Genomic DNA, 25,058 nt, shown 5'->3' with positions numbered 1-25,058 from the left:
GGACCATTCTCCTGAAGGCCCGCTTCCCCGTCGCGGAACACCCCGTCCGCCGGTCCAAAACTCGTCCGCGCTGGCAGGTCTCCCGGCTTGCGGAGCAGGGTTTTGGCCCTTCGATCCCCGCCTTCCCGATTCCGAAAGGAATCAGTGGCTTCGGGCATCTCTCCGGTCACGGTCGCGGGGGCGGCTGCAGTTTGGATCCAAATCTTGCCGATTCGGACCCTATCGCATTCCCTCTTCGCCTGTCATAGGACAGGAACCAACGCCGGGCCACCATTTGCCGGTGGCCGCCACTTGTCAAGCCGAAGGACCGGGTCCCATGACGTCTGAACCGGATACCCAATCAGCCGAGGATACCGACATCAGGCACGCCCAGAAAATGGCGAAGAAGAAGGCCGCCCGCGACAAGATCATGGCGACCAAGAGCGGCGAAAAGGGCCTGATCATCGTCCATACCGGCGCGGGCAAGGGAAAATCCTCCTCGGCCTTCGGCATGATCGTTCGCTGCGTCGCGCATGGCTTCCCTTGCGCGGTGGTGCAATTCATCAAGGGCGCCTGGGATACCGGCGAACGGCGCCTGCTCACCGGCCATTTCGGCGATCTCTGCCAGTTCCACGCGATGGGCGAAGGCTTCACCTGGGAGACGCAGGACCGTGCCCGCGACATCGCCGCCGCACGTGCCGGCTGGGAGAAAGCCAAGGAGCTGATCCTTGACGCGAACTTGCGTATGGTCGTGCTCGACGAGATCAACATCGCGCTCCGCTACGACTATCTCGACATTGCCGAGGTGGTGGAGTTCCTGACGACGCAGAAGCCTGCGATGACGCATGTCGTGCTCACCGGGCGCAACGCCAAGGACGAGCTGATCGAGATCGCCGACCTCGTCACCGAGATGACGCTGGTCAAGCATCCGTTCCGTTCCGGCATCAAGGCGCAGGCCGGCGTCGAGTTCTGAAGGCACGATGGCACGCGCATTGATGATCCAGGGGGCCGGCTCGGACGTGGGCAAGTCGCTCATCGTCGCCGGCCTCGCGCGCGCCTTCACGCGCCGTGGTCTGCGGGTGCTGCCGTTCAAGCCGCAGAACATGTCGAACAACGCCGCCGTCACCGTCGATGGCGGCGAGATTGGCCGCGCCCAGGCATTGCAGGCGCTCGCCGCCGGTGTCGAGCCGCACACCGACATGAACCCGGTGCTGCTCAAGCCCGAGACCGATGTCGGCGCGCAAGTCGTGGTCCATGGCAAGCGCATCGCGACCGCACGCGCGCGCGAATACGCGGCGATGAAGCCGTCGCTGATGGGCGCGGTGCTCGAGAGTTTCGAACGCTTGAAGGCGCGGGCCGATCTGGTGCTGGTCGAGGGCGCCGGCAGTCCGGCCGAGGTGAATTTGCGCAAGTCCGACATCGCCAATATGGGCTTTGCCCGCAAGGCGGATGTGCCGGTCGTGCTGGTGGGCGACATCGATCGCGGCGGGGTCATTGCCCAACTGGTGGGCATCAAGACGGTGATCGATCCCGACGACGCCGCGATGATCTCCGGCTTCGTCATCAACAAGTTCCGCGGCGACCCCACGCTGTTCGACGACGGTTACAGGCTGATCGAGCAAAAGACCGCATGGCGTGGTCTTGGCGTGCTGCCCTGGTTCGCGCGTGCCGGCGAGCTGCCGGCCGAGGATGCGCTCGGCCTGCGCGACGCACGCAAGCCCGGTCAATGCAAGATCGCCTGTCTCGCACTGTCGCGGATCGCCAATTTCGACGATCTCGATCCTCTCAAGCTCGAACCGGGCGTCGATCTCGTAATGGTGCGCCCAGGCGAAGCAATCCCGGGCGACGTGCGCCTCGTTATCGTCCCCGGTTCCAAATCCACCCGCGGCGACCTCGCCTTCCTGCGCGCGCAACGCTGGGACATCGATCTCCTCGCGCACCACCGCAGGGGCGGCCATGTGCTCGGCCTCTGCGGTGGCTATCAGATGCTGGGCCGCAGCGTCGCCGATCCCGAGGGCATCGAGGGACCTGCGGGCGACACGCCGGGCCTCGGGCTTCTCGATGTCGAGACGGTGATGAGCCCGCAAAAAACCCTCACGCGCGTTGCGGCCGTGCACGCCGCGACGGATCAGCCGATCCAGGCCTACGAGATTCACATCGGCCGCACCGACGGCCCGGATCGCGCCCGCCCCTTCGCGAAGCTGGGCGGCGAGCCCGAAGGCGCCATCTCGCGCGACGGACGCGTGCAGGGCAGCTATCTGCACGGCCTGTTCACGTCGGATGATTTCCGCAAGGCATACCTCGCCAAGCTCGACATTCCCGCAGGCGAGGAACCCTATCACGACCGGGTCGAAAGCGCGCTCGAGGCGCTGGCCGATCACATCGAAGTCCATCTCGACGTCGAAGGCCTGCTCGCGCTAGCGCGCTAGGGCCTCAGCCAGGCGCGTCCATTCGGCTTCCCTGCCGGGAAGCCCGAGGCGCAGCCATGTGGGCTGTTGCGCGAAGACACGGGACCAGATGTGGGCGCGCGCGAGCCTCTCTTGCGCGGTCTGCGCGTCAGGCGTTTCGTACAAGCGGAACAGCGGTGTGCCGCCGATCAGCCGCCAGCCTTGCGAATGCGCCATCGCGTCGAGACGACGACAGTCGCGCGCGAGCCGCGCCGACGTCGCCTCGGCCCAGGCCTTATCGCGCAAGGCTCGGCAGCCGATTTCGATCGCCGCGCCTGAAACAGGCCATGGGCCCGACATCGCGGCAAGCCTGTCGATATCGGCGGCATCACCGATTGCGAAGCCGAGTCGCAGGCCGGCCAACCCATAAAACTTTCCAAAGGACCGCAGCACCAATAGTCCCGGCCGATCCGCGTCGGGCGCAAGCGACAATTGCGGATCGGCATCGGCAAAGCTCTCGTCGATGACGAGGTGGCCGACGCGCCGGAGCAATGCCAGCAAGTCCTTCGGCGCATGACGTCGACCGTCGGGATTGTTGGGATTGACCACGATGGCGAGGTCCGCACCCGCGAGCGCATCGAGCTCCGCAGCCTCCTGGACATCCCAGCCCGCGGCCGACAGCACCCCGGCATATTCGTTGTAGGTCGGTGCGAGGATGCGCGCGCGCCCTGGCACCGCAAGCTGAGGCAGCAATTGGATGGCGGCCTGTGCACCGCCCATCGCAACGACCGGGGCGCTCGTGCGATAGGCCTGCTGGCCGGCCCGATGCAGGGCCTCGATCTCGGCACGCGAGGGCAGCGCGCTCCACGCGCGCGCGCTCACCTCGCCCACGGGATATGGCAAGCGGTTGATGCCCGTCGACAGGTCGATCCAATCCTCCGCGCGTCCGCCAAAACGCTGCTGGGCCAGGTCCAGATTTCCGCCGTGCTCACGCATGCCCCGTTCTTTCACGCGAAGGCCAGGATCGCAAGCAGGCCTGCGACCAGCGACATGGCACGACGGTAGACGGTCAGCGCCTCCGCGATGTCGGCAGCGCGCGGATCGCGCGCACCTTCGTTCAGCCAGGGCTCGTCGGTCCCACTGCCGTGATAGATGCGGGGACCGCTGAGCCGCACGCCGAGTCCGCCCGCCATCGCCGCTTCCGGCCAGCCGGCATTCGGCGAGCGATGACGGCGCGCATCGCGCGTCATGCACGCCAGCGCCTCCGACCGCTGCGGTGCCAGCAGCACGAAGAGGAATCCGGTCAGCCGCGCTGGAATGAAATTGGCGACATCGTCGATGCGCGCCGCCGCCCAGCCGAAGGCTTCATGCCGTTCACTGCGGTGGCCGATCATGGAGTCCAGCGTGTTGATGGCCTTGTAGCCGAGGATCCCGGGCAAGCCGAATAGCGCGCCCCAGAACACCGGTGCGACGATGCCGTCGGAGGCGTTTTCGGCAAGGCTCTCGATCGCCGCGCGCGCGATGCCGGCTTCATCGAGCGCTGCGGGATCACGGCCGACGATGCGTGAGACGGCATCGCGCGCGGCGGCGACATCGCCGGCCAGCAAGGGCGTGGCGACGGCAGCCACATGATCATGCAGCGAGCGCAGCGCGACCAATGGCCAGGCAAGGATGCCAATCAGCACGATCTGGATCCAGCCCGAAGGCAACAGCGATTGAAGCGCCCAACCGAGCGCAGCGGAGAGCGCGATCACCGCAAGCGCGCCGGCGACGCCGGCGGCTCGACGCAATGCCGGCGGATCGGACGCGCGATTCCAGGCGGTGTCGATGGCAGCAATCAGCCGGCCGAGCCAGGTGACGGGATGGCCGATCCGCGCGAACAGCCATGCCGGCCAGCCCAGAAGGGCATCCACCGCCATCGCCACCACCATCGCGCCCGCAAAGTCCACATTGGTCTCCTGTCCCGCCCCTGTTGCGCAAGACGGCGGCCGAGCGCAAGCCCCTCGCCGCCTGATTTCGGCTTTGTCTTTGGCCGCGTTTGATGATTAGTGCTCATCGCAGGAGACCTTCATGGCCGTCATTCTGATCACCGGCGGGGCGCGATCGGGCAAGAGCACCCGGGCGGAAGCGCGCGCGCGCAGCTTTGCCGGCCAGCCCGTCTACATCGCGACGGCCGAGGCGCTCGACGGCGAAATGCAGGAACGCATTGCAAGACACCGCGCGCGCCGCGGAATCGATTGGATCGAGCGCGAGGTGCCGCTCGATCTCGTGCCCGCGCTGCTCGCAACCGATGGCGGCGGCGCAAGGCTGGTGGATTGCCTGACACTCTGGCTTTCCAACCTGATGCATGCCGGGCGTAACTGGGAGCACGAGGTGAACGCGCTTGCCGCGATCCTCTTCAATCTCAAGAGCCCGGTCGTCCTCGTCACCAACGAGGTCGGCCTCGGCATCGTGCCCGACAATGCGCTGGCGCGCAGCTTCCGCGATGCCGCCGGGATCATGAACCAGATCATTGCCGGTGTCGCCGACGAGGTCGAGTTCGTCGTCGCCGGCCTGCCGATGAAGCTGAAATGATCCCGCGCGCCGAGCTGCTCAAAGACATCTTTGCCGATCTCAGGATGGCGACATCGTTCGTGACGATCCTCCCGGTGGCATCTTCGAAGCCCGCCGGTGACGGCGCGATCGCGCGCGCGACCTGGGCGCTGCCGGTCGCGGGACTGCTGGTCGGCCTCGCCGGCGCCCTCACTTACAAGATCGCCATTCGCCTCGGACTGACGCCGAGCCTTGCCGCTTTGCTCGTGCTGGCCACGACCGCCCTCATCACCGGCGCGCTGCACGAGGACGGACTTGCCGACACCGCGGACGGACTTGGCGGCGGCCGCACGCGCGAGCGCAAGCTCGAGATCATGCGCGACAGCCGGATCGGGACCTATGGTGTCTGCGCACTGATCCTGTCGTTCGGTCTGCGCTGGAGCGCGCTTGCCACAATCGCAAATCCATGGACCGTCATGCTCGCATTGTGCGCGGCGCACGTTGCTGCCCGCGCCGGCGTGCCCGCCTTCATGTCGCTGGTGCCGCCGGCGCGGCCTGACGGTTTATCGGCCGGCGCCGGGGCACCGCCCGGCCGCAGCGTGGCGATCGCCTTCGCGCTTGGAACGCTCGCGCTTGCCCTGGCGTTGGGGCCGGGCAAGGCGCTGGTCGGCCTGATCCTGCTGTCGCTGGCCGGCCTGATGCTGGCGCGGCTTGCCATCCGCCAGATCGGCGGGCAGACCGGCGACATTCTCGGCGCGTTCGAGCAGACGGGCGAGATCCTGATCCTGCTGGTGGCCGCGTCCTTCCAGATGGGGCGATGACCTCATGGTCGAGTTCGACGATACCTTCCGCCAGCACTTGCGCGAGCTGTTCGTGTGGCGCCGCGACGTGCGCCGCTTCCGCAGCGATCCATTGCCGAAGGGGGCGATCGATCGCCTGATCGAGACCGCCTGCCTCTCGCCTTCGGTCGGCCTCAGCCAGCCCTGGCGCTTCGTCGTCGTCGACGATGCCGCGCGGCGCCGGGCGGTCACCGACGATTTCAAGGCGTGCAACACCGACGCGCTGAATTGCTATTCCGGCGAACGCGCGGCCCGCTACGCCACGCTGAAACTGTCGGGCCTCGAACAGGCCCCCGGCCACCTCGCCGTGTTTGCCGACAAGGCCAGCGACATCGGCCACGGCCTCGGGCGCGCGACCATGCCGGAGACGACCGAATATTCCGTGGTCGCCGCCATCACCGCGATGTGGCTCGCCGCCCGCGCCGAGAGCATCGGCATCGGCTGGGTCTCGATCCTCAATCCGGATCGCATTCACGCCATCCTCGATGTGCCTGAAACCTGGAAATTCATCGCCTATCTCTGTGTCGGCTATCCGGAAGCCGAATGTGACCAGCCCGAGCTGGAGCAGGCGAAATGGGAGCACCGGCGCGGCGCGGAGGAGTTTACGCTGCTGCGCTAAGCGGATCGCGCCCCGGGCAGAGACCAGCAGTCGATCCATCCTCCGTCATTGCGAGCATCGAGCAGCATTCTGCGTGTCCCGGACGCGGTGCGGCACGCAGTGACGCTCCGCAGAGCCGGGACCCAGGAGACCGGGTCATTTGCTGCTGCATGGGCCCCGGCTCTGCAGCGCACCGCCGAAGAGGCGCTGCGCTGCGTCCGGGGCACGAGATCCGAAATGTCGCGCAATGACGGGGAGAGAGCGTCAGGCCGCCGCTACGACTTGCTCCTGCCGGCCAACGCCGCCACCGGCGCGGGGCTTTCCGGCTTCTGGAACATCAGCAGCGGCCGGAAGATGACGCGGCCATAGGCCTCGTAATGGTTCTGGGTCGAGACCGCCATCTTCAGCGGCGTCGCGTAATTGGCCTCGAAGGTCATGAACGGCGCGTAGGTCCAGGAGAAGCCGAGGCCGACCGAGGCCATTTCGGTGACGCCGGGGAAGGTCGAATACACTGCCCCCCAGTCGGTGAAGACGTAGGTGTCGAAACCCCTCAACCATTGCGACCAGTTGTAGTGCAGCTCGGCGTTGAAATAATAGCCGCTGTCGCCGGACGCCGCGCTGGAGGGATAGCCACGCACGGTGGTCGGACCGCCGATCGAAAAAATCTGATCGCCCGGCAGCAGCTTCTCCTGCGTGTACTGCCAGCTCGCCAGCACGTTGGCGCTGAAGTTCGCGGGCCCCGCGGCGCTGGTCGCGATCAGCGAGCCGGTATAGGTGTTAAACGCGCGGTTGTTGCCGAGCACATAGTCATGCCACGCGATGTAGTTCACCGCCGGCGAGACCGTGATCGAATAGGTGTTGCCGGACTTGGTCACCGAGACGCCCGCCGTGGTCTTGTCGTAATGATCGTCGGTGACGGCGACGGTGGCAAAGCGGCTGACGGTCTTGCCCTCGGTCAAGGCGGCGTTGAGCAGCACCAGCCAGTCCTGGGTCACCCAGACCGGCTGGCTGAGATTGACCGACGCCTGGCTCGAGCGTCCGGTGACGTCGAGCGCGACGAACGGCCCCTGGATGATCTTGATCTTTCCTTCGGTGTAGCTGACGCCGACACGCCCGCCCCAGGGATTGAAGGGAATGCTGTAGGCGACATTGCCGTTGAGATTGCCGTCGGAGCGGACGCCGTAGAAGGTCAGGCGGTCGTCGACACCGAACAGGCCGTGGCGCTTGTAAAAGGTGCCGCCTTCCCAGCGCCCGGTGTTCTCCACGCCCTGATTGTCGACGAAGAGCTGCCAGGTGTCGACCGGCGGCTCGATCACCGCGAACTGGAGGTCGGTCAAGCCGAAGCTCGAGCCGGGCTGCAGCAGCGCCTTGATCTGCACGTCGTTGGTCCGGTTGAACCAGATCACGTCGCGGTTGAGCTTGGGAACGTCGAGTACCTCCCCTTCGGGCTCCTTCACGCGATCGAGGATGTAATCGGTGCGGGTCTGCTTGTTACCCTCGACGGTCGTCTTCTGGAGCCGGCCCTCGGTCAGCTTGACGCGGACGATGCCGCCCTTGGCGTCCTGCTCCGGCAGCGTCGCGATGCCCGTGACGATGCCGCGCGCGACATAGATGGCATTGATGTCGGCGACGAGCTGCAGTAGCGCGGCGATGTCGACATCCTTGCCGACATATTTCTTCGCGATCTCGTCGAGCTCCTCCGGCGTGATGAACTTGGACTCGTCGAACGTGACCTTGCGCAGCCGGAACTTCGGCCCACCCGGCTTGAGGAGCTGGGACTTCTCCCGCTCGCCGCCGATCACTGCGGGCCCGGTGAGCTTGGGCGGCGCGCTCTGCTGCTCGAGCTGCCGGCGCTGCCGGTCAATGTCCTGCTGGATCGCGCCGGGATTGATCGACTGGGCACGCGCGGAGGCGATGCACGATGCTATCAGCACGACCGCCAATGCTGCCCGCAGAATCCGCATGCCCAAGCCCGTCACCATGCCTCCGCCAGGCGACCGATTGCCGGCTTCGCTGTTTCGATCGCCGCATCCTTCCAGCCCGGACGTCCCGCGCGCTGTCCCTTTTGGCGCAGCTTGCGCATGTCGCTGAGCCCTTCGATGTTGACGGCGAGGCCGGACCCGACCGCCTCGACCGGCCGGGGCGTCAGCAGCGCGTCGAGCCGCGCCTGGCCGGAGAGGCCGAGCAGGTAGAATGTGCCCCCGTCCTTCTTGGCGAGCCAGGTCTCGATGTTCTGGTTGCCCTCGCCGTCGACCGAGATGTTGCGCACCATGCTGGCGCCGGTGAAGACGTTGCAGCAGGCGTGACTCGGCCCGTAATTGGTCACCGTCGCCGAGACGTCGCCGGTATAGAACACCACATAGGCATTGCTGACATTGGCATTGCCGGCCTGGCTCATCGTGAACACGCCGCCCGGCTGGTAGAGCTGCAGCGTCGGCCAATTGGACGGCGCCGGCGTGCGGTTGTTCAGGAGTATCTGCTGGGTGGCCGTGGTGAGCATGAGCTGGCCCGGCACGTAACCGTTCAGGATCGAGACAGCCGGCGCATCGGTCCAGAAGGTCGCATCCACCACCCTGAACTGGTTGATAATGATGTGGTCTGGGTCGATCGAGACGTCGGCGGACTTCGCGACGCCGCCGTTATAGCCGGTGATGTTCATGACCAGCGGGATTGCCGGCGTCGAGCGGATCTGCTCGCCCCTGACGTTGATCGTATCCGCCGCGAGGTCGAGCTCCTTCACGACGCTGACCCAGCCGATGGTCAGGTCACCTGGCGAGGTCATCTTGATGGTCTTGCCGCTGATCCTGTCGAGCGAGACCGGGCCCGCCGAGACGAAATGCGTGTCGCCGTTGGCGGAGATCGATCCGCGGCGGATCGCACCCGTATCGGAGCGCAGGTCGATGTCGCCGAAATCGCCAGGGATGCCGGTCGTGGTGAGCTGGCTGAAGACGATGTCGTTCACGGCGTACAGGGTCTGCGTGCCGCCGCTGACAGCGGTGCCGACGGTGATCGCTCCGGCCGTCGCGGTGACGTCGAGCGTGCCGCCGACATTGAGATTGTCCCAGTGAACGACCGTGCCGCTGAGGACTGCATTGCCGGTCGAGGCCGTGAGGTTATGGCCGGTGTTGGTGCCCGCGGCGATCAGCCGCGCCGAGCCGTGGGCCGAGACCGAGCCCTGTGTCGGCACGCCGCCCGAGATCACCGTCTGCGCGAGGATGAAGCCGTTGTCGCCGGTGACGTTGATGTTGCCGACGTCGCCGGCGATGCCGGTCGCCGTCAGTGCGTTGAAGGTGACATTGTCGCGGGCATGAATGGTCTGCGTGCCGCCGCTCTGCGCGGTCTGGAAGATGATGCTGCCCTGGCTCGCCGTCGCAGCCAGCGTCGTTCCGACACTGAGAGCGTTCCAATCGATCGGGCCGCCGTTGGCCGTCAGCAGCCCCGAGCCGGTCGAGGCCGCGAGCGTGTTGCCGGTGATGGTCGTGCCGGCCAGCAGCGTCGCCGAGCCATGGGCCGAAACCGAGCCCAGCGTGGTCGAGCCGCCCGAGATCACCGTCTGCGCCAGGATGAAGCCGCTGTCGGCAGTGACGTTAATGTTGCCGGCATCGCCGCTATTGCCGGTTGCCGCGAGCGATTTGAACGTCACATTCTGGGTCGCGTGGATCGTCTGCGAGCCGCTGCTATAGGCGGTGCCGATGACGATGCTGCCGTTGTTCGCGACCGCGCTGAACCTGCCGCTCGCACCGGTTGCCGTGCCCGCCAGCACCTGATCGAGCGTCAGGCCACCGGTGCCGATGATGTCCACGCTGCCCTTCACTGCCGACAACAGGCTCGCCTCGGTGTCGGTGAGAACCATGACGTAGATGTCGCCGGCGCTCGTGCTCGCCGACAGCCGCGCGGCACTGAGAATGAACCGGCTGGTCGCGTTGCCGATGCCGTTCGATGCGCTCAGCGACACCTCGGCGCCCGCGCCGGAGGCGACGAACTTGGTCCGGCCGTCGCCATTGTCGACGATCGCGCCGAGCGAGGCGACGCCGCCGGCGGTGACGATGATCGAGGGCGCGTTCGATGCTGCCGCGTAGGACAGCGACGAGTTCAGCTGGCCGATCGTCGCATCACCCGTGGTGGTCACCGAGATCAGTCCGGCCGCATGGATCGCCGAATAGGCGCCCATCGACAGCGTCGCCGCGACGAGCGTGACACCATCAGAGCTGCTGGTCGCAACCACCGGCGCCGCGCTGGTGCCGGCCGCAAAGGTCATGCCGCGGTTGGCGAGCAGCTGCATCAGGCCGCCGCTGGTGATGCTGGTGTTGAGCATGAGTGCACCGCGCGCTACGTTCAGCGTCAGCGCACCGCCGGCCGTCAGCGCCCCATAGGGGCCGCTCGTGCCGACCGCGAGATCGCCGGTCACGGCGAGGATGCTGAGATCGCCGATCGCCGAGCCGGTCACCGCGCCGGAGATGTTCATCTGCAGCGGCTGGAAGGTTGACCCATTGAAGCCAATGCTGCCGCCGGCGCGCAGATCGAGGTCGGTCCCAAGGATGTGGATCGCAGAGCGGTCCGTGAAGCCCGCCTCGGCGTAGATGCTGCCGGTCGCGGCGAGCTGGATCGCATTGCCGGCAGCGATGTTGCCGAGGATGAGATCGCCGGTGGTCTGTCTCACATAGATGCCCTGTGCCGACGAGACCTGGTCGAGCTGGTCGTTGCCAGGGTCGGCAAACGCGATCTGGAGCGCGTTGGCGTTGGCCGCGGGATTGCTTCCGGCGGCCCCGGGCGCGCCGACATTGCCGCGCTCGGCGATCAGGGTCAGGTTGGCGATATCGCCCGAGATCACGGCCCCGCCCGCATTGGCGGAAATGCTGTTCACGGCGTCGAGCTTGACGTCGCCGCGGCCGGTCACCTCGATGCCGTTGGCCTGCGCGGCCGTGATCGGGCCGTAGTTTGCGGTGACGCCGCCGAGCGCGAGGCTGTTCTTGCTGCCGAGATAGATGTTGGTCAGCGCCTTGGCCGAGATCGCGATCGGGTTGTCGACCACGACGAGGTTCTGCTGCGACAGGCTGACCGTATAGGTCGTGACGTGGGTCGTGGGATTCGTGACCGCGCCGACGGTGAGCTGGCCGGGACCGGCCGTCGCGAGCAAGCCCCTCTGCTCCGGCGTCAGCGACGAGGAATCGACGCTGGTGAAGGTGAAGGTCTGGGGCGCGGCCGAATTGCCGACCGAGCCGCGCGGCGCGTAGAGCATGATCTGGTTGGCGCTGACATTGGCGATGACGTTGTCGTCGATCGGCGGCGGCGCGGCACCGACGGCCGACGACGACACGGTGTAAGCGAGCTGGCTCTGGGTCCACTGCGAGCCGGCGGTGATGATGCCGTAGACCCGTTCGGTCGACGCGAGCGTGTAACTGTAGCTCGCATTGTAGGCATTGAGCGCGGTCTGCAGCGCCGCGTTGCTGGGAAGGCGCTGATTGGCCGTTGAGACTCCCTCGAACAGCTTGGTGAACAGGGTCGACGACAGCGAGCTGCCGAACAGCGTCCCCAGTGGATCCGTGGGCGCGCTGCCGAGCAAGGTCGTCAGCGAGCTCTTGAGCTGGTCGGTGGTGATCTGGCCGAGCAGGAACTGATCCCGCAGGAACCGCGTCGTGGCCTCGGTCTTCATCTGCGTCGCCGTGACGCTGGCGGGATCGATGCCGAGCTTGGCCGCCACCTGCGCCCGCAGCACCGTCTGCCCCACCGAGGTCGGAGCGTAGGTGCTGCCGTTCGGGAATGCGATGTTCTTGAGCTGGAAGTAGTCGTTGTAGGCCGAGGTCACCATGGACTGGTAGCTGTTGACGGCGTTGGTGGCGGCGTTGCCGCTGAGCAGGTCAAGGCTGGCCCAGACGCCCTGCAGATGCTGGCTCTGCGCCGGGGTGAGACCGACCGCCGCCCGGCCGTTGAGGATGCTGGCCTGGTTGCCGTCGGAGCCGGCGGCTTCGAGGAAGACCGGGCCGCCGGTCGACTGCACCGTGCCGAGGCGCAGATCGCCCTTGGACTGGACGATGTAGGTGCCGGTGGCCGAAGCGCTGTCGAGAACACCGCCATCGACGGTGCCGTCGGTCTGCGTGGTGCCCGTCGCCTGGATCACCAGGGGGTTGATGTTGGTCAGCGTGGACGCGCCGTTGACGACGGCGCTGGTCGCGCCGATCGCGCCGGCACTGGAGTTGATCTCGACATTCTTGCCGATCACGACCGGGGTGGCGACGTTGTAAGCGGCCGCCGAGTTGATGTCGCCGGTCGCGGAGATGAAGACGCTGCCCTGCGGCGCGCGGCCGGAGACGCCCGAATTGACGGCGACCTGGTTGATCGAGAGCGAGCCGACCGCCGCGATCGCGATGTCGCGATCGATCGAGGTGGCGGTCAGGTTGCCGCCGTAGACCTGCACCTGGACGGGAACACCGTTTGCGCCGATCGAACCAATGCCGCCATCGGCCCGCAGCGTCACGTTCTTGCCCGAGATCATCGGGTTGTTCGCATTCGCCCCGGACGTGATGGCCGAATTGGCGCCGGTGGCGATCACCGTCGTCGACCCCGAAAGATTGTTGATCGGCCCGTTGATGACGATGCCGGAGTTCGAGCTGACATTGACCGTGCTCGCACCGCCGCCGCTGAACTGGATGTTGATCGGGTTCGACGCCTTGACCGTGTTGGTCAGCGTCAACGTCAGGTGATCGTAGATCTGCTGAAACCAGTCGAAATGAGCGTCCGCGCCACAGCACTTGCCAGCCCCGGTGTTGTAGCCAGCGTTATGATAGCTGCCGGTCGCCGTGACCACTTCCTGGAAGTTCGCAGTCTGCAATTGGCCGGTGTTGCCGCCCCCGCCCGTGGCCTGCATCACGTTCTCAACCAGGCTGATGGTGCGCGTCCAATTCTCTCCGGTCGCCGGATTCGGCGTGTAGTGCCAGCCATAGTCGAACTGCGTGCTGGTCACCGGACGATCGAGCGTCGCCGTGTCGACCCACTGGTAGTACATGTTGGGCTTCACGGTGTACTGGATGCCCGCTGTGCCGCTCATGCCGGCCAGCATCGAGCCGGTGTACGCGCTCGCGTTGACGCCGGCCGTCCGGTACGTCGACACCTGCTGACTCCCCGCAGCGGAGGGATTGTAGACGTACCAGGTCGTCTGCTGCTGGAGCTGATCGACGATCTGGATCACGCTGGGCGCGCTGACGCCCGTGTTGATGGTGTTGGTGACGAGCTGGAGCCCGGTCGTATTGTTGACCGTGATCGAGCCGGCACCGCCCTTGACTGCGATCGTGCCCTGAGGCGTGCCGTCGGTCGAGGTCGAGATGATCTTGCCGTTCAGATAAACGTAGCCGCCCGAGCCCTGCACCACGCCATTGACGAGGATCTGGTCGGTCAGCGCGTTGTACCGCACTCCGATTTTGATATCGCTGCTCACCAGCGGCGCGGCGGCGGCCGTGATGTCGTAATAGCTGCCGTTCCGCGCGTTGGCCTGCGCCTGGGCGAAGGCCGCGCTGTTGCCCTTGAGGTCGTTGATGGCGGACAACGCGCCGCTGCCGATGTCGATCGAGTAATTGCTGCTCGTGCCGCTCTGGATCAGGCCGTTGACGTTGATGACACCCGCCGAGATGATGATCGCCTGTCCGAGGATGAAGGGCGCGTTCGCGGGATTCTGGTATCCCGAGGGCGTGGTTGAGGCCCAGTTCGTGATGGCGTTGGTGTTCGCGGTCCTCGGCGTGATCACATCATTCTGGATATTGACGACCTGGAAATAGGTTCCGCAACCATCACAATTGAACGGTGAGTAATACGTGTAGGTGCGGGTCGAGGTCGAACCGTCGGGGTTAGTAATGGTCACGTCGCGGGTTGTGTTGCTGAAGACGCCCTGGCCGGCATAGGTGTTGCGCTCCCACGGCGCGGTGACGATCGGTTGGACCGTCGGCCCTTCCATCGCCGCGAGCGTGGCGGTGCTGCCCACGCTGCCGCCGCCTCCGTTGGGCGTGCCGTTACCCGTCGGCAGGAAAATCGCTGAATAGAGCGACAGGCCGTCGTAATAGGTCATCAGCATGCGCGCGGTGAAGACCGTGCTGTTGGCGGCCGTTTGCTGAACGCCCGTGTTGCCGTCGACGCAGCAGTAGTAGAAATACGGGTGATTGCCGCCCGCGCCGATATGCGGGCTGTACGCATATTCGCCATAGGCCCCGAGGAAGGTCGCCGCTGCCATCACGGCCGTCAGCGTGTCGTTGCTCGCCGGCTTGTACTGGACGCCGGCCCATTGCGCGGTAACGTCGTGGTTGGAATTGTAGAAGCTGCCGATGCCGCCGAGGAAGATGAACGAGCCGTTTGGCGCCACCATCTGGATGGTCGCGGCATTGAGCGACTGCGACGCCACGACGCTGCCGAGTTGGCTGGTGATCTTGAGCAGACCGTTCTCGTTGCTGACGATGCCATCGAAATAGATGTCGGGCTTGCGGGTCAGCTGGTTGCCGTTGTCGTCGACGCCAAGCCCGGTGCTGGGATCGACCCGGTTGTAAGTCGCCGAGATGTCGATGATCGGCGTTGCGCTCGGCGTGGCGGTGAAGGTCACGTTGGAGTGCGAATCCGGGTCGACATGGTCGATCTGGCGGTAGGTGATGTTGCCGCCGGTCACAGTGGTAACCGTGAGGTTCGCAAAGTCCATGAAATCGAGGCCGCGGTTCTCGACCTTGATCATGGGCGAGCCTCGCGCGATGACCGCTGGCGCCGAATGACCGGCGAGGCTGTTTCCGGTCAGCTTCTGCGCCAGGATCGAGACATTGCCTGCTGACGCCAGCATGTCGCCGAAGGCAAAGGCGTTGCCGCCAGCATCGGAGGTGTATGGTGCCTGCTGGATCAAAGCGTTGATCTGACGCTGGATGTCGCCGGTCGGATCAGCCCCGGACGGCGTCATCGTGGCGGGATGTGTGGACGTCGACGCCGCCAGCGCGGTCCGGATTTGCGTATCGGTCAGGCCGGTCAGCGTGCCGAGCTGGTTGACGATGTTCTGGTAGGGATTGAAGCCGCCGACGATCGTGTACTGCACCGTCTGGTGGTTCCAGCTCTTTACCGGGCTGAAATGATCGACGTCGGCGACGTATTCGAGTGTGGATGACAGCGACGAGTACGGGCTCGTCGTGCTCAGGGTCGGCGCGCTTGCACCGAGATCGATCGTGATGAGCACGTCGCTGTTGATGCCCGCCACCACAAGGCCGTTGAGCGCGACGTCGCCGGTTCCGCTGGTGTGGCTGTGGTTGTCGCTGTTCTTGGCGCTGAAGATGTCGAGGTACGGATTGTAATTGCTGCCGTTGCCGGACGCGGTGACCTGCCCCTGCGTCGCGCCCAGATAGATGTCGCGCACGCCGAGCACGCGCGAGCCGTCAGCCAGCGTCAGGCTGCTGTCGCCGCCCGCATTGGCCGTGCCGCGGTAGAGGGTCGAGATCGGAATGGCGGTGTTGTTGTAGACGACCGTCGTCGCCGTGGCCTGGATGCTGCTGAAGGTGATGGTGTCGCCCGACATGCCGGCGAAGATGTTGATGTCGCGCCAGGCCTGGATCGTCGTGCCGCTGTCGACGGTGACGTCCTGGTCGGCGTGGACCCAGGTGTTGGTGCTGGCACCGACGCCCGCGATCGCGCCGTAGAGACTGGCGTTGGCGTTGTTGGACGCGGCCATCTTCGCAGCCGTGCCGATGAAGATCTTGCCGACGCTGAACAGCTCCCGGGCATGGATGTTGACGGCGAGCGTGGCGTTCGCCGTCATGTTGGACACGGCGCCGCCGCCGGCGAAGAAGCTGGCCGTGGCGAGGCTCGCGGTGTCCCTGGTGTTCAGCGTGTTGTAGGCCTCGATGTCGATCACGCCCGTCGACGTGCGCGGGTCACCATTGAGGCTCAGGATCGTCCCGGCGCCGATATTGGTGGTGACGGTCTGGGTGACATGGGAATCGCTCAGCGCAGCCGCACCCGAGAACGAGCCGCCGGAGCCCGAACGCGCGCCGCCGCCGGCCTGGTTCACGATGTCGCTGGAGATGACGACGATATCGCCGCCATCCGTGTTGATGATCAGATGCGTTCCGATCTCGGCGGTGGTGGTCGAGGTGACGTCATTCTGCGCCTTGCCGGCGGAGACGCCGGCCGTGGACGCCTGGTAGGCGTCGCCGTTGGCCGCATAGTTGGTGGTGTGCGTGGCCTTGACGCTGAGGCCGCCGAAATAGAGCGTGTCGTCGGACGTACCGCCGTCGAACCGCGCATTGGTGACCGCGGTCGAGCTGGTCGTGGCGACCGCCGCGGCGCCGGCGTAGGTGCCGCCCGCACCGACCGTCGCGTTGGAGACGTTGGTATCCTTGCCCGTGGCGGTGATCTGAAGGATGCCGGTGTAGTCGGCATGGTTCAGGCTATCCATGTCCGCGGGCGCGCCGAGATAGGCGTAGGTGTGCGCGTTCGAGGACGTCTGCGCGACGGTCGCACCCAGCGCCAGGAACCCGGTCGAAAGGCCGGTCGCTTCCGCATATTGGGCGCTGTCGTTCTCGGCGGCGATGACCACGTCGGCATTGGGAAGCCGGATCCCGACTCCGCCATAGGCGCTGACCGTCGCGTTCTCCGACGCCCTCGCCAAGCTGCCCTGCGCGCCGATCAGCGAGCCGCCGCCACCGGCGAGCGCCTTGGCGTAGGTCGTCGTGCCATAGATCGTCGTCGTGGTTCCGTCGGTGTTGGTCTGCGTACCGATGATTGGGACGAGCGCCATCGCGGTCACGCCCAGCGCGCCGCCCGAGAAGACGGTGTTGTCGCCGACATCGGCCGTTACGGTGGCTCCGACCGTCGACTGGGCGATCGCGACGCCGACCGCACCGCCGCCCACCGAGACGCCGATCGCCTCGCTCGACAGATTGGGCGTGATCGATGCCGTCACCAGGGTGCCGACGCCGGTCGCGGACGTGGTGATCGAGGAACCAGTGCCGATCTCGGCGGTCACGCTGGAATTTTCGTGCGCCTCAGCGTCCGCGCCGACGCCGGCGAGGATGCCGCCGCCGAGCGCCGTTGCGGTCGTCGACAACGTGCCGGCTCCAGCCGCGCCCACCGCCAGCGTCGAGGCATTGACCGTGGCGTTGTCCAGGACCTTCGCGGCGACCGAGCTCGACCGTCCGGCCGTCGCGACCGAGGCGCCGACCGCCGCGGCTCCGGCAGTGACGCCGCCCGTGAAGACGACCTGGGTCGTGGAGTCCTGCGCCATGACGGCGACGCCGGTGCCGCCCGTGCCGGTGACCTGGCCGCCGAGCTGGGCCGTCACGGTGTTGGCGACGTTGCCGAACGCCACCGCCGCCTGGGCGCCGAAGTAGAGCGCCGCGCCGCCCGCGATCGCCTCGGTGTCGATGGTCTTGCCGGCATAAGGTCCGGTGTTGGCATCCCTGACGACCGCTGCAACCGTCACGGACGGCGCGGACACGATCGCGCTCAGATTAGCGAGCACGCTGCTGTTGACGCTGGTGTAGCCGATGCCGGCACCGATGCCGACGTTTTTCGCAAAGCCGGCGCCGAGCAGGTACATCTTGGCTGCATTGGCGCTGGTGGCACCGACATTGACCTGCGTGCCCGTGACATTGCCGCCGGCGATCTGCGCGGTGACGCCGTCATTGCCGCCGGTGAGCACGCTGCTGACGTTGTAGGTCGACGTCACATTGGCACTGCTGGGACTTCCCGCCGTTCCGCTCGCGACCGCATCGCTGCCTTGCGCGGTGCTGGTCCTCGCGTTCACCGCGGCGATCGTGCCGTTGCCATTCTGGTTGAGCTGACCGGTCTGCTGCCCCTGCGTATCGGGATCGGCGGTATTGGTGCCGACGATGATGACGCCGACGGTCGCACCGATGCCGACGCTGCCGCCGATGCCGGCCGTCACGGCGTAGGACAGCACTTCCTTGGTGCTGAGCGCATTGACGTTGATCGCGCCGGACGAATTCAGATTGCTGTTGCGGCTTTCCGCGATGGTCTGGCTCTTGAAGACGATGACGTTGGCCGCGGCTCCGACGCCGACCCCTGCCCCGCTGGCGCCGACCGCGAGCGCGCCGGCGATCTCCTTGATCGCCACGTCCTCGTTGGCGTTGATGGTGACCGCACCGGCCGCACCGCCGGTCACCGATTGCAGTGTGGTGTCGTAGACGCCGGCGATGGTGGTGTTGTTGGCGATCTCGATATTCGCCATGCCAGCGATCGCGGCCGTTCCCGTCGAGAGCGCGCCGCCGATCGCATAGGCCTCGAAGCGGTTCCTGGTCTTGGCCTGGACGTCGAGCGCGCCGCTCAGGTTGAGCGCGGTCGTGTGCGGTGTCGTGCCGCCATGATAGGCGAATTCGTCGCCGACATAGGCCTCGGTCCGGTTCGAGGAGACCTGCACCAGGAAGGCCGCGCCGATCGCGGCCTGGCTGCCATAGGCGCCCGAGCCGTTCGCGGAGAAGATGCCGGTGTTGTTGTTGGCGTTTACCGTCAGCGATGCCGCCGTCAGCGCGCCGCCGTCGACATAGGCTTCCGTCGTCGCCTGGAACACGTTCAACCCGACCGAGCCGGTGTTGAACCCGACCGCGATCGAGGACGCATCCTGCTCGGCATTGGCTTTCACGGTGACCGCACCGACGGTCGGGCTCGACGACTGCACTCCTCCGACCGTGGCATTGGTGATGGTGGCGAAGGTGCCGCGCGACATCGTCGTGCTGATGACGGTGGCGCCGCCACCGCCATTGCCGGTCGGCGGCACGATGCCGGCGCCGAACGCGCCGGAGTAGGAGAAGCTCGACGCGGCGACCACGATCTGCGGCGCCAATGTCGACGAGGTCAGGCGCGTGTCGATGGCGGCGCTGTCGATATACGCTCTCGTCGCCCCGCTCATCACGTTTGTGATCGGGTTGATCATGATGGCGATGCCGCTGCTCGCGGCAAGCGAGGCGACGTTGGCCACCACGGCTTGGTGCGAGCTCGCGACGACGGCAAGGCCGCGCACGGTGTCCTGGTTCTCCGAGAGATCAGGTGTCGTGTCGGTCGGGGCATGGGCGGCGCCGAGATCGAAAGCATGGACCAGCGTGCCGTTGTTGACCGCCAGCGTGTCGGTCGAGCTGGTTCCGAGCGCATCGACCTTGGTGTTCACCCCGCTGATATAGGCCGCCGTGGTCCCGGTGATCTGGTTGGTCACCAGCGAGCCGGCAATGCCAGCCGCACCCTTGCTGATCGACAAGGCGCCGGCGAACACGGCCGCCTTGTCGTTGTTGCCGGCGATCACGCCGACATTGTTGGTAGCGGTGACGTCGGCGCCGTTGATGCCGTTGGTGCCGGCCGCGGTGATGCTGGCGGTGACGTTGGTGCCCATCAGATTGGTGGCGACCGAGCCTGCCAACCCCACCTGCGAGGACATCGCGACGCCGACGGCAACCGTCGAGATGCTGGCGTTCGAGTTCGCACCGATCGCGACGTTGCCCGAGGCGGTCAGCTTGGAGCCGGTGACGCCGGCGCTGACAGTGTTGGCGATGCTGCTGTTGACGAGCGCTAGGCCCGCGGCGCTGCCTTGCGTCGAGGCGCCCGCGACCGCGGCGGTTCCGGTGATGCTGGAGTTATCCGTCGCGGTGACGGACACGTTCCTGGCCGTGACGCTCGATTGCGTCGTGCTCGACTGGCTGTTGCCGATGGCCGCCGAAACAGTGTTGGAGATGCTGCTGATCGTGGTGCCGCCGACGCCCGCGAACTGACCGGTCGCAAGACCAAAGCCGATCGTGACCGCCTGGATCTTCGAGGAATCGACCGCGCTCACACTGACATTGCCGTTGCTGCCCGCCGACATCAGGACGTTGGCGATATAGGCCGAATGCGTGGTCGCGATGGTATTGTAGACGATCGAGGCGCCGACATTGTTCTTGCCGGCCTGAATCAGGCCAGCGACGGAGACGATGCTGGCGCCCGGACCGTTGCCTGTGCCGCCGTTGAGCGCAGCCGCGCTGAAGTCGATGCAATTCTGCCCGCCCGTGCCGCCGGCGACCGTGCAGGTATCCGAGGCGAGAAGATTGTTGTTCGACTTCTTGACGAGGTTGCCGAGCGCCGTATCCAACGCCGACACGGCGCCGCTGTCCGCCAGCACCGTCACGCGGCCGACGTTGATGTTCACCGTCGCGCCGCTGCTGATATAGGCCGTCGTGGTCGGCGTGATCTCGCTGACCACGACCGCGCCCGCAAGCCCGTTGGACCCCGCCCCGCCCGACGCCGCACCGGCCGCAATCACGCTGGCGCTGTCGGCCATCACCAGCAGGGTGTCGTAGTTCGAGATCGAGCTGCTGCGGATATGCGCGTCGGTCGCGTTTCCGCCGGTGGGATCGCCGATCGAAGCATAGGTCAGCCCGATGCCCACGCCGGCCTGGCCACCCGATATATAGAGCGAGCCGCCGCCGATCGCGACGTTCGTGGTCTGGTAAGCATCGACCTCGAGCGCGCGGTTGACGCCGGAGGACTGCCCCGTGATCGTCGAGCTCTCGATATAGGCGTTGGCACTGTCGGTGATGATGCCGACGGAAGCCGACAGCGAGGCCGCGTTGGATTTCGATCCCGCAACGCCGATGGCGACGACGGTCTCCGAGCCGCCGTTGAGCGCCTGCACCGTCACCGAACTCTGGTTGTTCACGGTGGTGCCGTAGATATAGGCGAGCGTCGTATTGTTGGACATCGCCGCCGCGATGGCGCCGCCGATCGCAGCGCCCTGAGCGGACGCTCCGGCCAGGTTGAGCGCCGCAGAGCCCGAACCGTTGCTGAGAATGGTGTCGTTGAGCGCCTGGACCATCGTATTGGTCGTGACAGCGGTGGCCGTGGTGTACTTGTTGACCGTCGTGTTCCTGATATAGGCGCTGGTGCCGAGCGAGACGTCGCTCACCGAGGAGCTTCCGGCGAGATCGATGCTGAAGCCGTCGGTGCTCGATCCCGACGTCGAGCCGATCTTGCTCGCGGCCGTCGTGACGCCGGTGGCCCCGCCGGTCGCGCCGGCCCCGGCAGCGCCCGCCTTGTCGGAGAAGCTGGATGCGGCCGGCTCGGAGATCGATGCCGCGACGGCAGCCGCGGTGATGCGCCCCGAGGTGGTCGCGCTGATCGTGAGATTGTCGACATTGACCGCGCCGCTCCCGCCGCTCGTGCCGGCGAACGGATCGTTGAAGCTGAACACGCCTGGGCGAATGTCGGAATGGTTGTCGCCGATATAGGCGGAGGTGTCGGTATTGGCTCCGAGATAAGCCATCGACAATCCGACCGCGGAGCCGCCGCCTCCATTCCGGCTCATCGCCCCGGACAGTGTCACCACCGACAGATCCTGCTGCGCCAGGATGCCCACGGTCGGAGCATAGACGGTGGCCTGGCTCGAGATCGACGCATGCGTCGTGTTGTTCAGGAAGCCGAGCGAGGTAATGCCGTTCAGCGCCAGCGCGCCCGCGGCCTTGCCGGACGACGGCGCGACGGCGACGAACTTGTCAGACGTGATCGCGTTGACGGCGATGTCGTCCGCCGCCCGGAGCGTCGCGCGGTCCGAAACGCCGGCGATGGTATTGGTGTTGAACTGGACGAGATTGAGCGCGCCGCCGACCGAAGAGCCGCCCGAGGTGTTGCCGGTCAGGAAGCCGAGCGTGCCGACATTGCCGGCAGCGTCGATCGACGCCATGGTCGTGGTTGCCGCCACCTGGATGCTGGCGTTGTAGGTGTGGACGTCACCATTGTCCATCCCGGCCGCCCAGCTGCTGCCGCAGGTCGCGCTCGTGCATGTCGCCGTGAGGCTCGCACCACCCGCGACCCACGCCGTCGTGTTGTTGTTCACGACGAAATGGTTCAGCGAACCGGCGATGCCGATCGTGTCGCCGGCGTCCGACGTGGCATTGGCGTAGCTGGTCAGGATGTTGCCGCCGACGCCGAGACTGCCGTTGAGGTGGCTCAGAGTCGCACCTAACCCGTCCCATTTCAGCCAGGTGTTGGTGATGGGCTGTTCGGTGGTGGCATCGACGGCGATGTTCGCCGCGTTGATCAGCGTACCGCTGCCGACATAGGCGTTCGAATTGTGGGTGAAATTGCCCCAGGCGACTGCCGCGCTGATGGCCGTGCTCTCGCCCGACACCACGTCCTTGGTGATCGCGCTGGCCGTCGCATTGCTGCGAACGCCGCGATCGATGACGTTGCTGGCGACGGCGACGTTGCCGCTGGCATAGATGCTCGGCGCGCCGCCGCTCGGATTCTGCGCGATCGCAGCGGTCGCGCTCTGGGTGCTGTTGGCCAGCGAGAGCGCACCTGCGGCCTTGAAATTGAAGTTCAGCGGCACCAGCGAGGACATGTGGTCCTGGATGATCGACGTCGGTGCGGTGACGGCGCGCAGTCCTCTCTCGATCGCCGCGATCAGCGCCGGCAGGCCCGCGATGGACGACGCCATCGTGGAATTGCTGGTCGTGTCGGACGTCGCCTCGACCAGTACGGAACCGTTCATCCGGTTGGCGGTATCGGTTCCGAGCGATGCGCCGAGCGTCGCGGTCACTGACGTCGTGATGTCGCTGATGGCGAACGCACCGCCGACGGCGCCGCTCGCCCCTAATCCGGGTGCCGCAACCGACGTTGCGCTGGTCGAGAAGGAATTGTTGTTGATCGCGCGCACCTTCAGCGTGCTGCCGCTCGTGTTCACGGTGCCGGCTGCGATATGCGCGCCGCTCTCGACGTTCGCGACCGTCGTCACCGATCCCTTGGAATAGGCCACCGTCGGGACGATCTGCGCGCTCGTCGATGCCGCGAGAGCAGAGATGGCAATGGTGGCGTCGTTGAGCGCCTTGATCTCGAGGTTGCCGCCGGCATTGACCGTCGCGCCCGAGGCAATGTTGGTCGTGGCGACCCCGTCGATCTTGCCCACAACCACGCCGGCCGCAACCGGCGTGAGGCTGCCGAGCAAGGTGGACGCGATCGCCGGGTCCGAGGCGGTTTCCGATGCATGCGCTGAAATGGTGACATCGCCACGGCCGTTGATGTCGGCATGGCTGTTGATGTTGATGGTCGCGGTGGCGCTGGCGGCGACATAGCCGCCATTGAGGCCCAGCAGCGAACCGGCAAGCGTCGAGCCGACGAGCGCCAGGGCTCCGACTGGCGAACCGTCAAGGAAACTCGATACGGCGGTCGAGGTCGCGGTGATCGAGACGATGCCGCCGGTGATCTTGCCGTCGACGGTGATTGCCGTCGCCGCGGTGGCCTGGCCGGACAGCTTGATGTCGCTCGCCGTTGCTCTCAGCGTCACATTGCCGTCGGTATAGGTGGTCCCGCCGAAATTGACCGACTGGGCCAGGATCTGCGCGCCATTCATGATCTGGATGTTCGGCGCGTCGATGATGACGTTGTTGGCGTTCCCGGTCGAATGGCCGGATCCATCGAGCCGACGGGCGTCGATCACCGCATGCGCGGCAAGCGTGATCGAATTGTCCGCCTGGATGAGGTAGTCGGCGCCTGCGCTGAGCCCGGCCAGCGCATTCGCGATCGAGCTGTTCGACAGGGTCACGCCGGTGTCGCCCTGGCTGGCGTCGCCGACCACCAGGTCGATCGGATCGAACAGCAGCGTGCCGGCCTTGCCGTTCGGCGCGGTAAGGTTGACGGAAACGCCGCGGCCGACATCGATGATGCCGTTCGCGCTGAAATCGACCAGGCCCGCATTGCCCGTCTTCGCGCTGGCGTTGAACCTGGCCCCGCCCGCCACGGTCAGGTTCTGCGCCGCCTTCAGGCGGATCTCGCCGGCATCGCCGGACTTGCTCGCGATATTCAGCCTGGCGTTCCTGCCGATATCGATGTTGTTGCCGGCCTGCACCGTGATGTTGCTCGGCGTCGTGGTCTTGCTGCGCGCGGTCAGCCGGCCGTTGACCCTGGCGTTGTTGACGGCACCGATATGGATCGAGCCGTTGCTCACCGTGATGGCGCTGGCGCTGCGCAGGCCCTTTGAGTTGACCGAGGCCGCGAACTTGGCGGCATGGTCGAGATTGGCGATGTCGCGCTGGCTGGCGCCGCCAACATAGACGTTCTGCCCGGTCAGGCGCACGCCGTCCTGAGCGTTGATCCGGCCGTAGATGCGGATGTTGCCGTCCGGCGAGACCGGGAACGAGCCCGCCATGAGATTGCCGACGGCCGTGCCGTTGATCGCGCCTCCGGGACCGATCAGGCTGTCGGTGAACTCGCGCGTCGGCGTCGAGACGTTGAGGCTGCCGACATTGACCACGCCGCTGCGGCCGACCACGAACCCCTTGGGATCGGCGAAGTAGACGTTACCGCCGATCGCGCCGTTCATGTAGGAATTCAGCGTGCCGTTGATGTAGACTGGCGCGTCGCGAACGATGTTGACGAGGTTCTGCGTGCCGGTCGGCAGTTGCAGATTGACGGTGTTGCCCTGCCCGACGCTGAACTGCGAGAACGAGTTGAAGGCATTGTTGCCCGAGACCGTCGACGTCGTGACATTGGTGACGCTGCCGGAGGTCTGAAGGCTGGTTCCAGTCCGTCCGTCGGGAACGATGACGTTCGCGGTCTGCGCCTGAACGCGGACGCTGTACACCGGCAGGAAGACCATCTGCATCGCGCAGAGCAGCGACATCGAGCGGAACTGCGCAAGTCCGCGCAGGCCCCGTTCGTCAGTGTCTCGCCTCGCAGATAGCCCGCGCATTTCAGATCCTCTTCACCGGCATTGGCGCCGATCCACGACCGGGT

Annotated in this window: 9 protein-coding genes and 1 riboswitch; of the genes, 5 read left to right on the top strand and 4 right to left on the bottom strand. The window is 66.2% G+C overall.

The window, feature by feature from the left end:
• Nucleotides 1–54: 54 nt before the first annotated feature.
• Nucleotides 55–276, bottom strand: a riboswitch (cobalamin riboswitch).
• A gap of 40 nt (nucleotides 277–316) precedes the next feature.
• Both cobO and DCG74_RS18505 read left to right on the top strand, forming a co-directional pair.
• Nucleotides 317–952 carry a cob(I)yrinic acid a,c-diamide adenosyltransferase gene (gene cobO, locus DCG74_RS18510; RefSeq protein ID WP_172784372.1) on the top strand — a complete coding sequence of 212 codons (636 nt, stop codon included), beginning with the start codon at nucleotides 317–319 and terminating at the stop codon, nucleotides 950–952.
• 7 nt (nucleotides 953–959) lie between these two features.
• Entirely contained in the window at nucleotides 960–2,408 is a 1,449-nt protein-coding gene (locus DCG74_RS18505; protein ID WP_172784371.1) for a cobyric acid synthase, read from the top strand.
• Here the strand turns inward: DCG74_RS18505 and cobD are convergent.
• On the bottom strand, nucleotides 2,397–3,362 hold the full coding sequence (gene cobD / locus DCG74_RS18500; protein WP_172784370.1) for a threonine-phosphate decarboxylase CobD: 966 nt from the start codon (nucleotides 3,360–3,362) through the stop codon (nucleotides 2,397–2,399). The two genes, DCG74_RS18505 and cobD, sit on opposite strands and share 12 nt — an antisense overlap.
• 11 nt (nucleotides 3,363–3,373) lie before the next feature.
• Nucleotides 3,374–4,315 (bottom strand): adenosylcobinamide-phosphate synthase CbiB, encoded by a 942-nt coding sequence (cbiB, locus tag DCG74_RS18495; protein WP_172784369.1) that lies wholly within the window; start codon nucleotides 4,313–4,315, stop codon nucleotides 3,374–3,376.
• 121 nt (nucleotides 4,316–4,436) lie between these two features.
• Here cbiB and cobU point away from each other — a divergent pair, with 121 nt between their 5' ends.
• Genes cobU through bluB form a run of 3 tightly spaced genes read left to right on the top strand, consistent with a single transcriptional unit; the run spans nucleotide 4,437 to nucleotide 6,356 of the window.
• Nucleotides 4,437–4,940, top strand: a complete 504-nt coding sequence (gene cobU, locus DCG74_RS18490; RefSeq protein ID WP_172784368.1) for a bifunctional adenosylcobinamide kinase/adenosylcobinamide-phosphate guanylyltransferase — start codon at nucleotides 4,437–4,439, stop codon at nucleotides 4,938–4,940.
• Entirely contained in the window at nucleotides 4,937–5,719 is a 783-nt protein-coding gene (cobS, locus tag DCG74_RS18485; protein ID WP_172784367.1) for an adenosylcobinamide-GDP ribazoletransferase, read from the top strand. The genes cobU and cobS overlap by 4 nt, the downstream gene beginning before the upstream one ends.
• 4 nt (nucleotides 5,720–5,723) lie before the next feature.
• Complete coding sequence (gene bluB, locus DCG74_RS18480) at nucleotides 5,724–6,356, top strand: 5,6-dimethylbenzimidazole synthase (protein WP_172784366.1); 633 nt, start codon at nucleotides 5,724–5,726, stop codon at nucleotides 6,354–6,356.
• Between the two features lie 254 nt (nucleotides 6,357–6,610).
• Here bluB and DCG74_RS18475 read toward each other — a convergent pair whose 3' ends face one another.
• Both DCG74_RS18475 and DCG74_RS18470 read right to left on the bottom strand, forming a co-directional pair.
• Nucleotides 6,611–8,299, bottom strand: coding sequence for a ShlB/FhaC/HecB family hemolysin secretion/activation protein (locus DCG74_RS18475; RefSeq protein WP_172784365.1), 1,689 nt, complete (start codon nucleotides 8,297–8,299; stop codon nucleotides 6,611–6,613).
• 11 nt (nucleotides 8,300–8,310) lie between these two features.
• Nucleotides 8,311–25,014 (bottom strand): leukotoxin LktA family filamentous adhesin, encoded by a 16,704-nt coding sequence (locus DCG74_RS18470; RefSeq protein ID WP_172784364.1) that lies wholly within the window; start codon nucleotides 25,012–25,014, stop codon nucleotides 8,311–8,313.
• Between the last annotated feature and the right edge of the window lie 44 nt (nucleotides 25,015–25,058).

Source organism: Bradyrhizobium sp. WBAH42, from assembly GCF_024585265.1.
In the GTDB taxonomy this organism is placed as follows: Bacteria; Pseudomonadota; Alphaproteobacteria; order Rhizobiales; family Xanthobacteraceae; genus Bradyrhizobium.
Note: the sequence above shows the minus strand (reverse complement) of the source record. Positions and strands in the feature narration are given on the sequence as shown.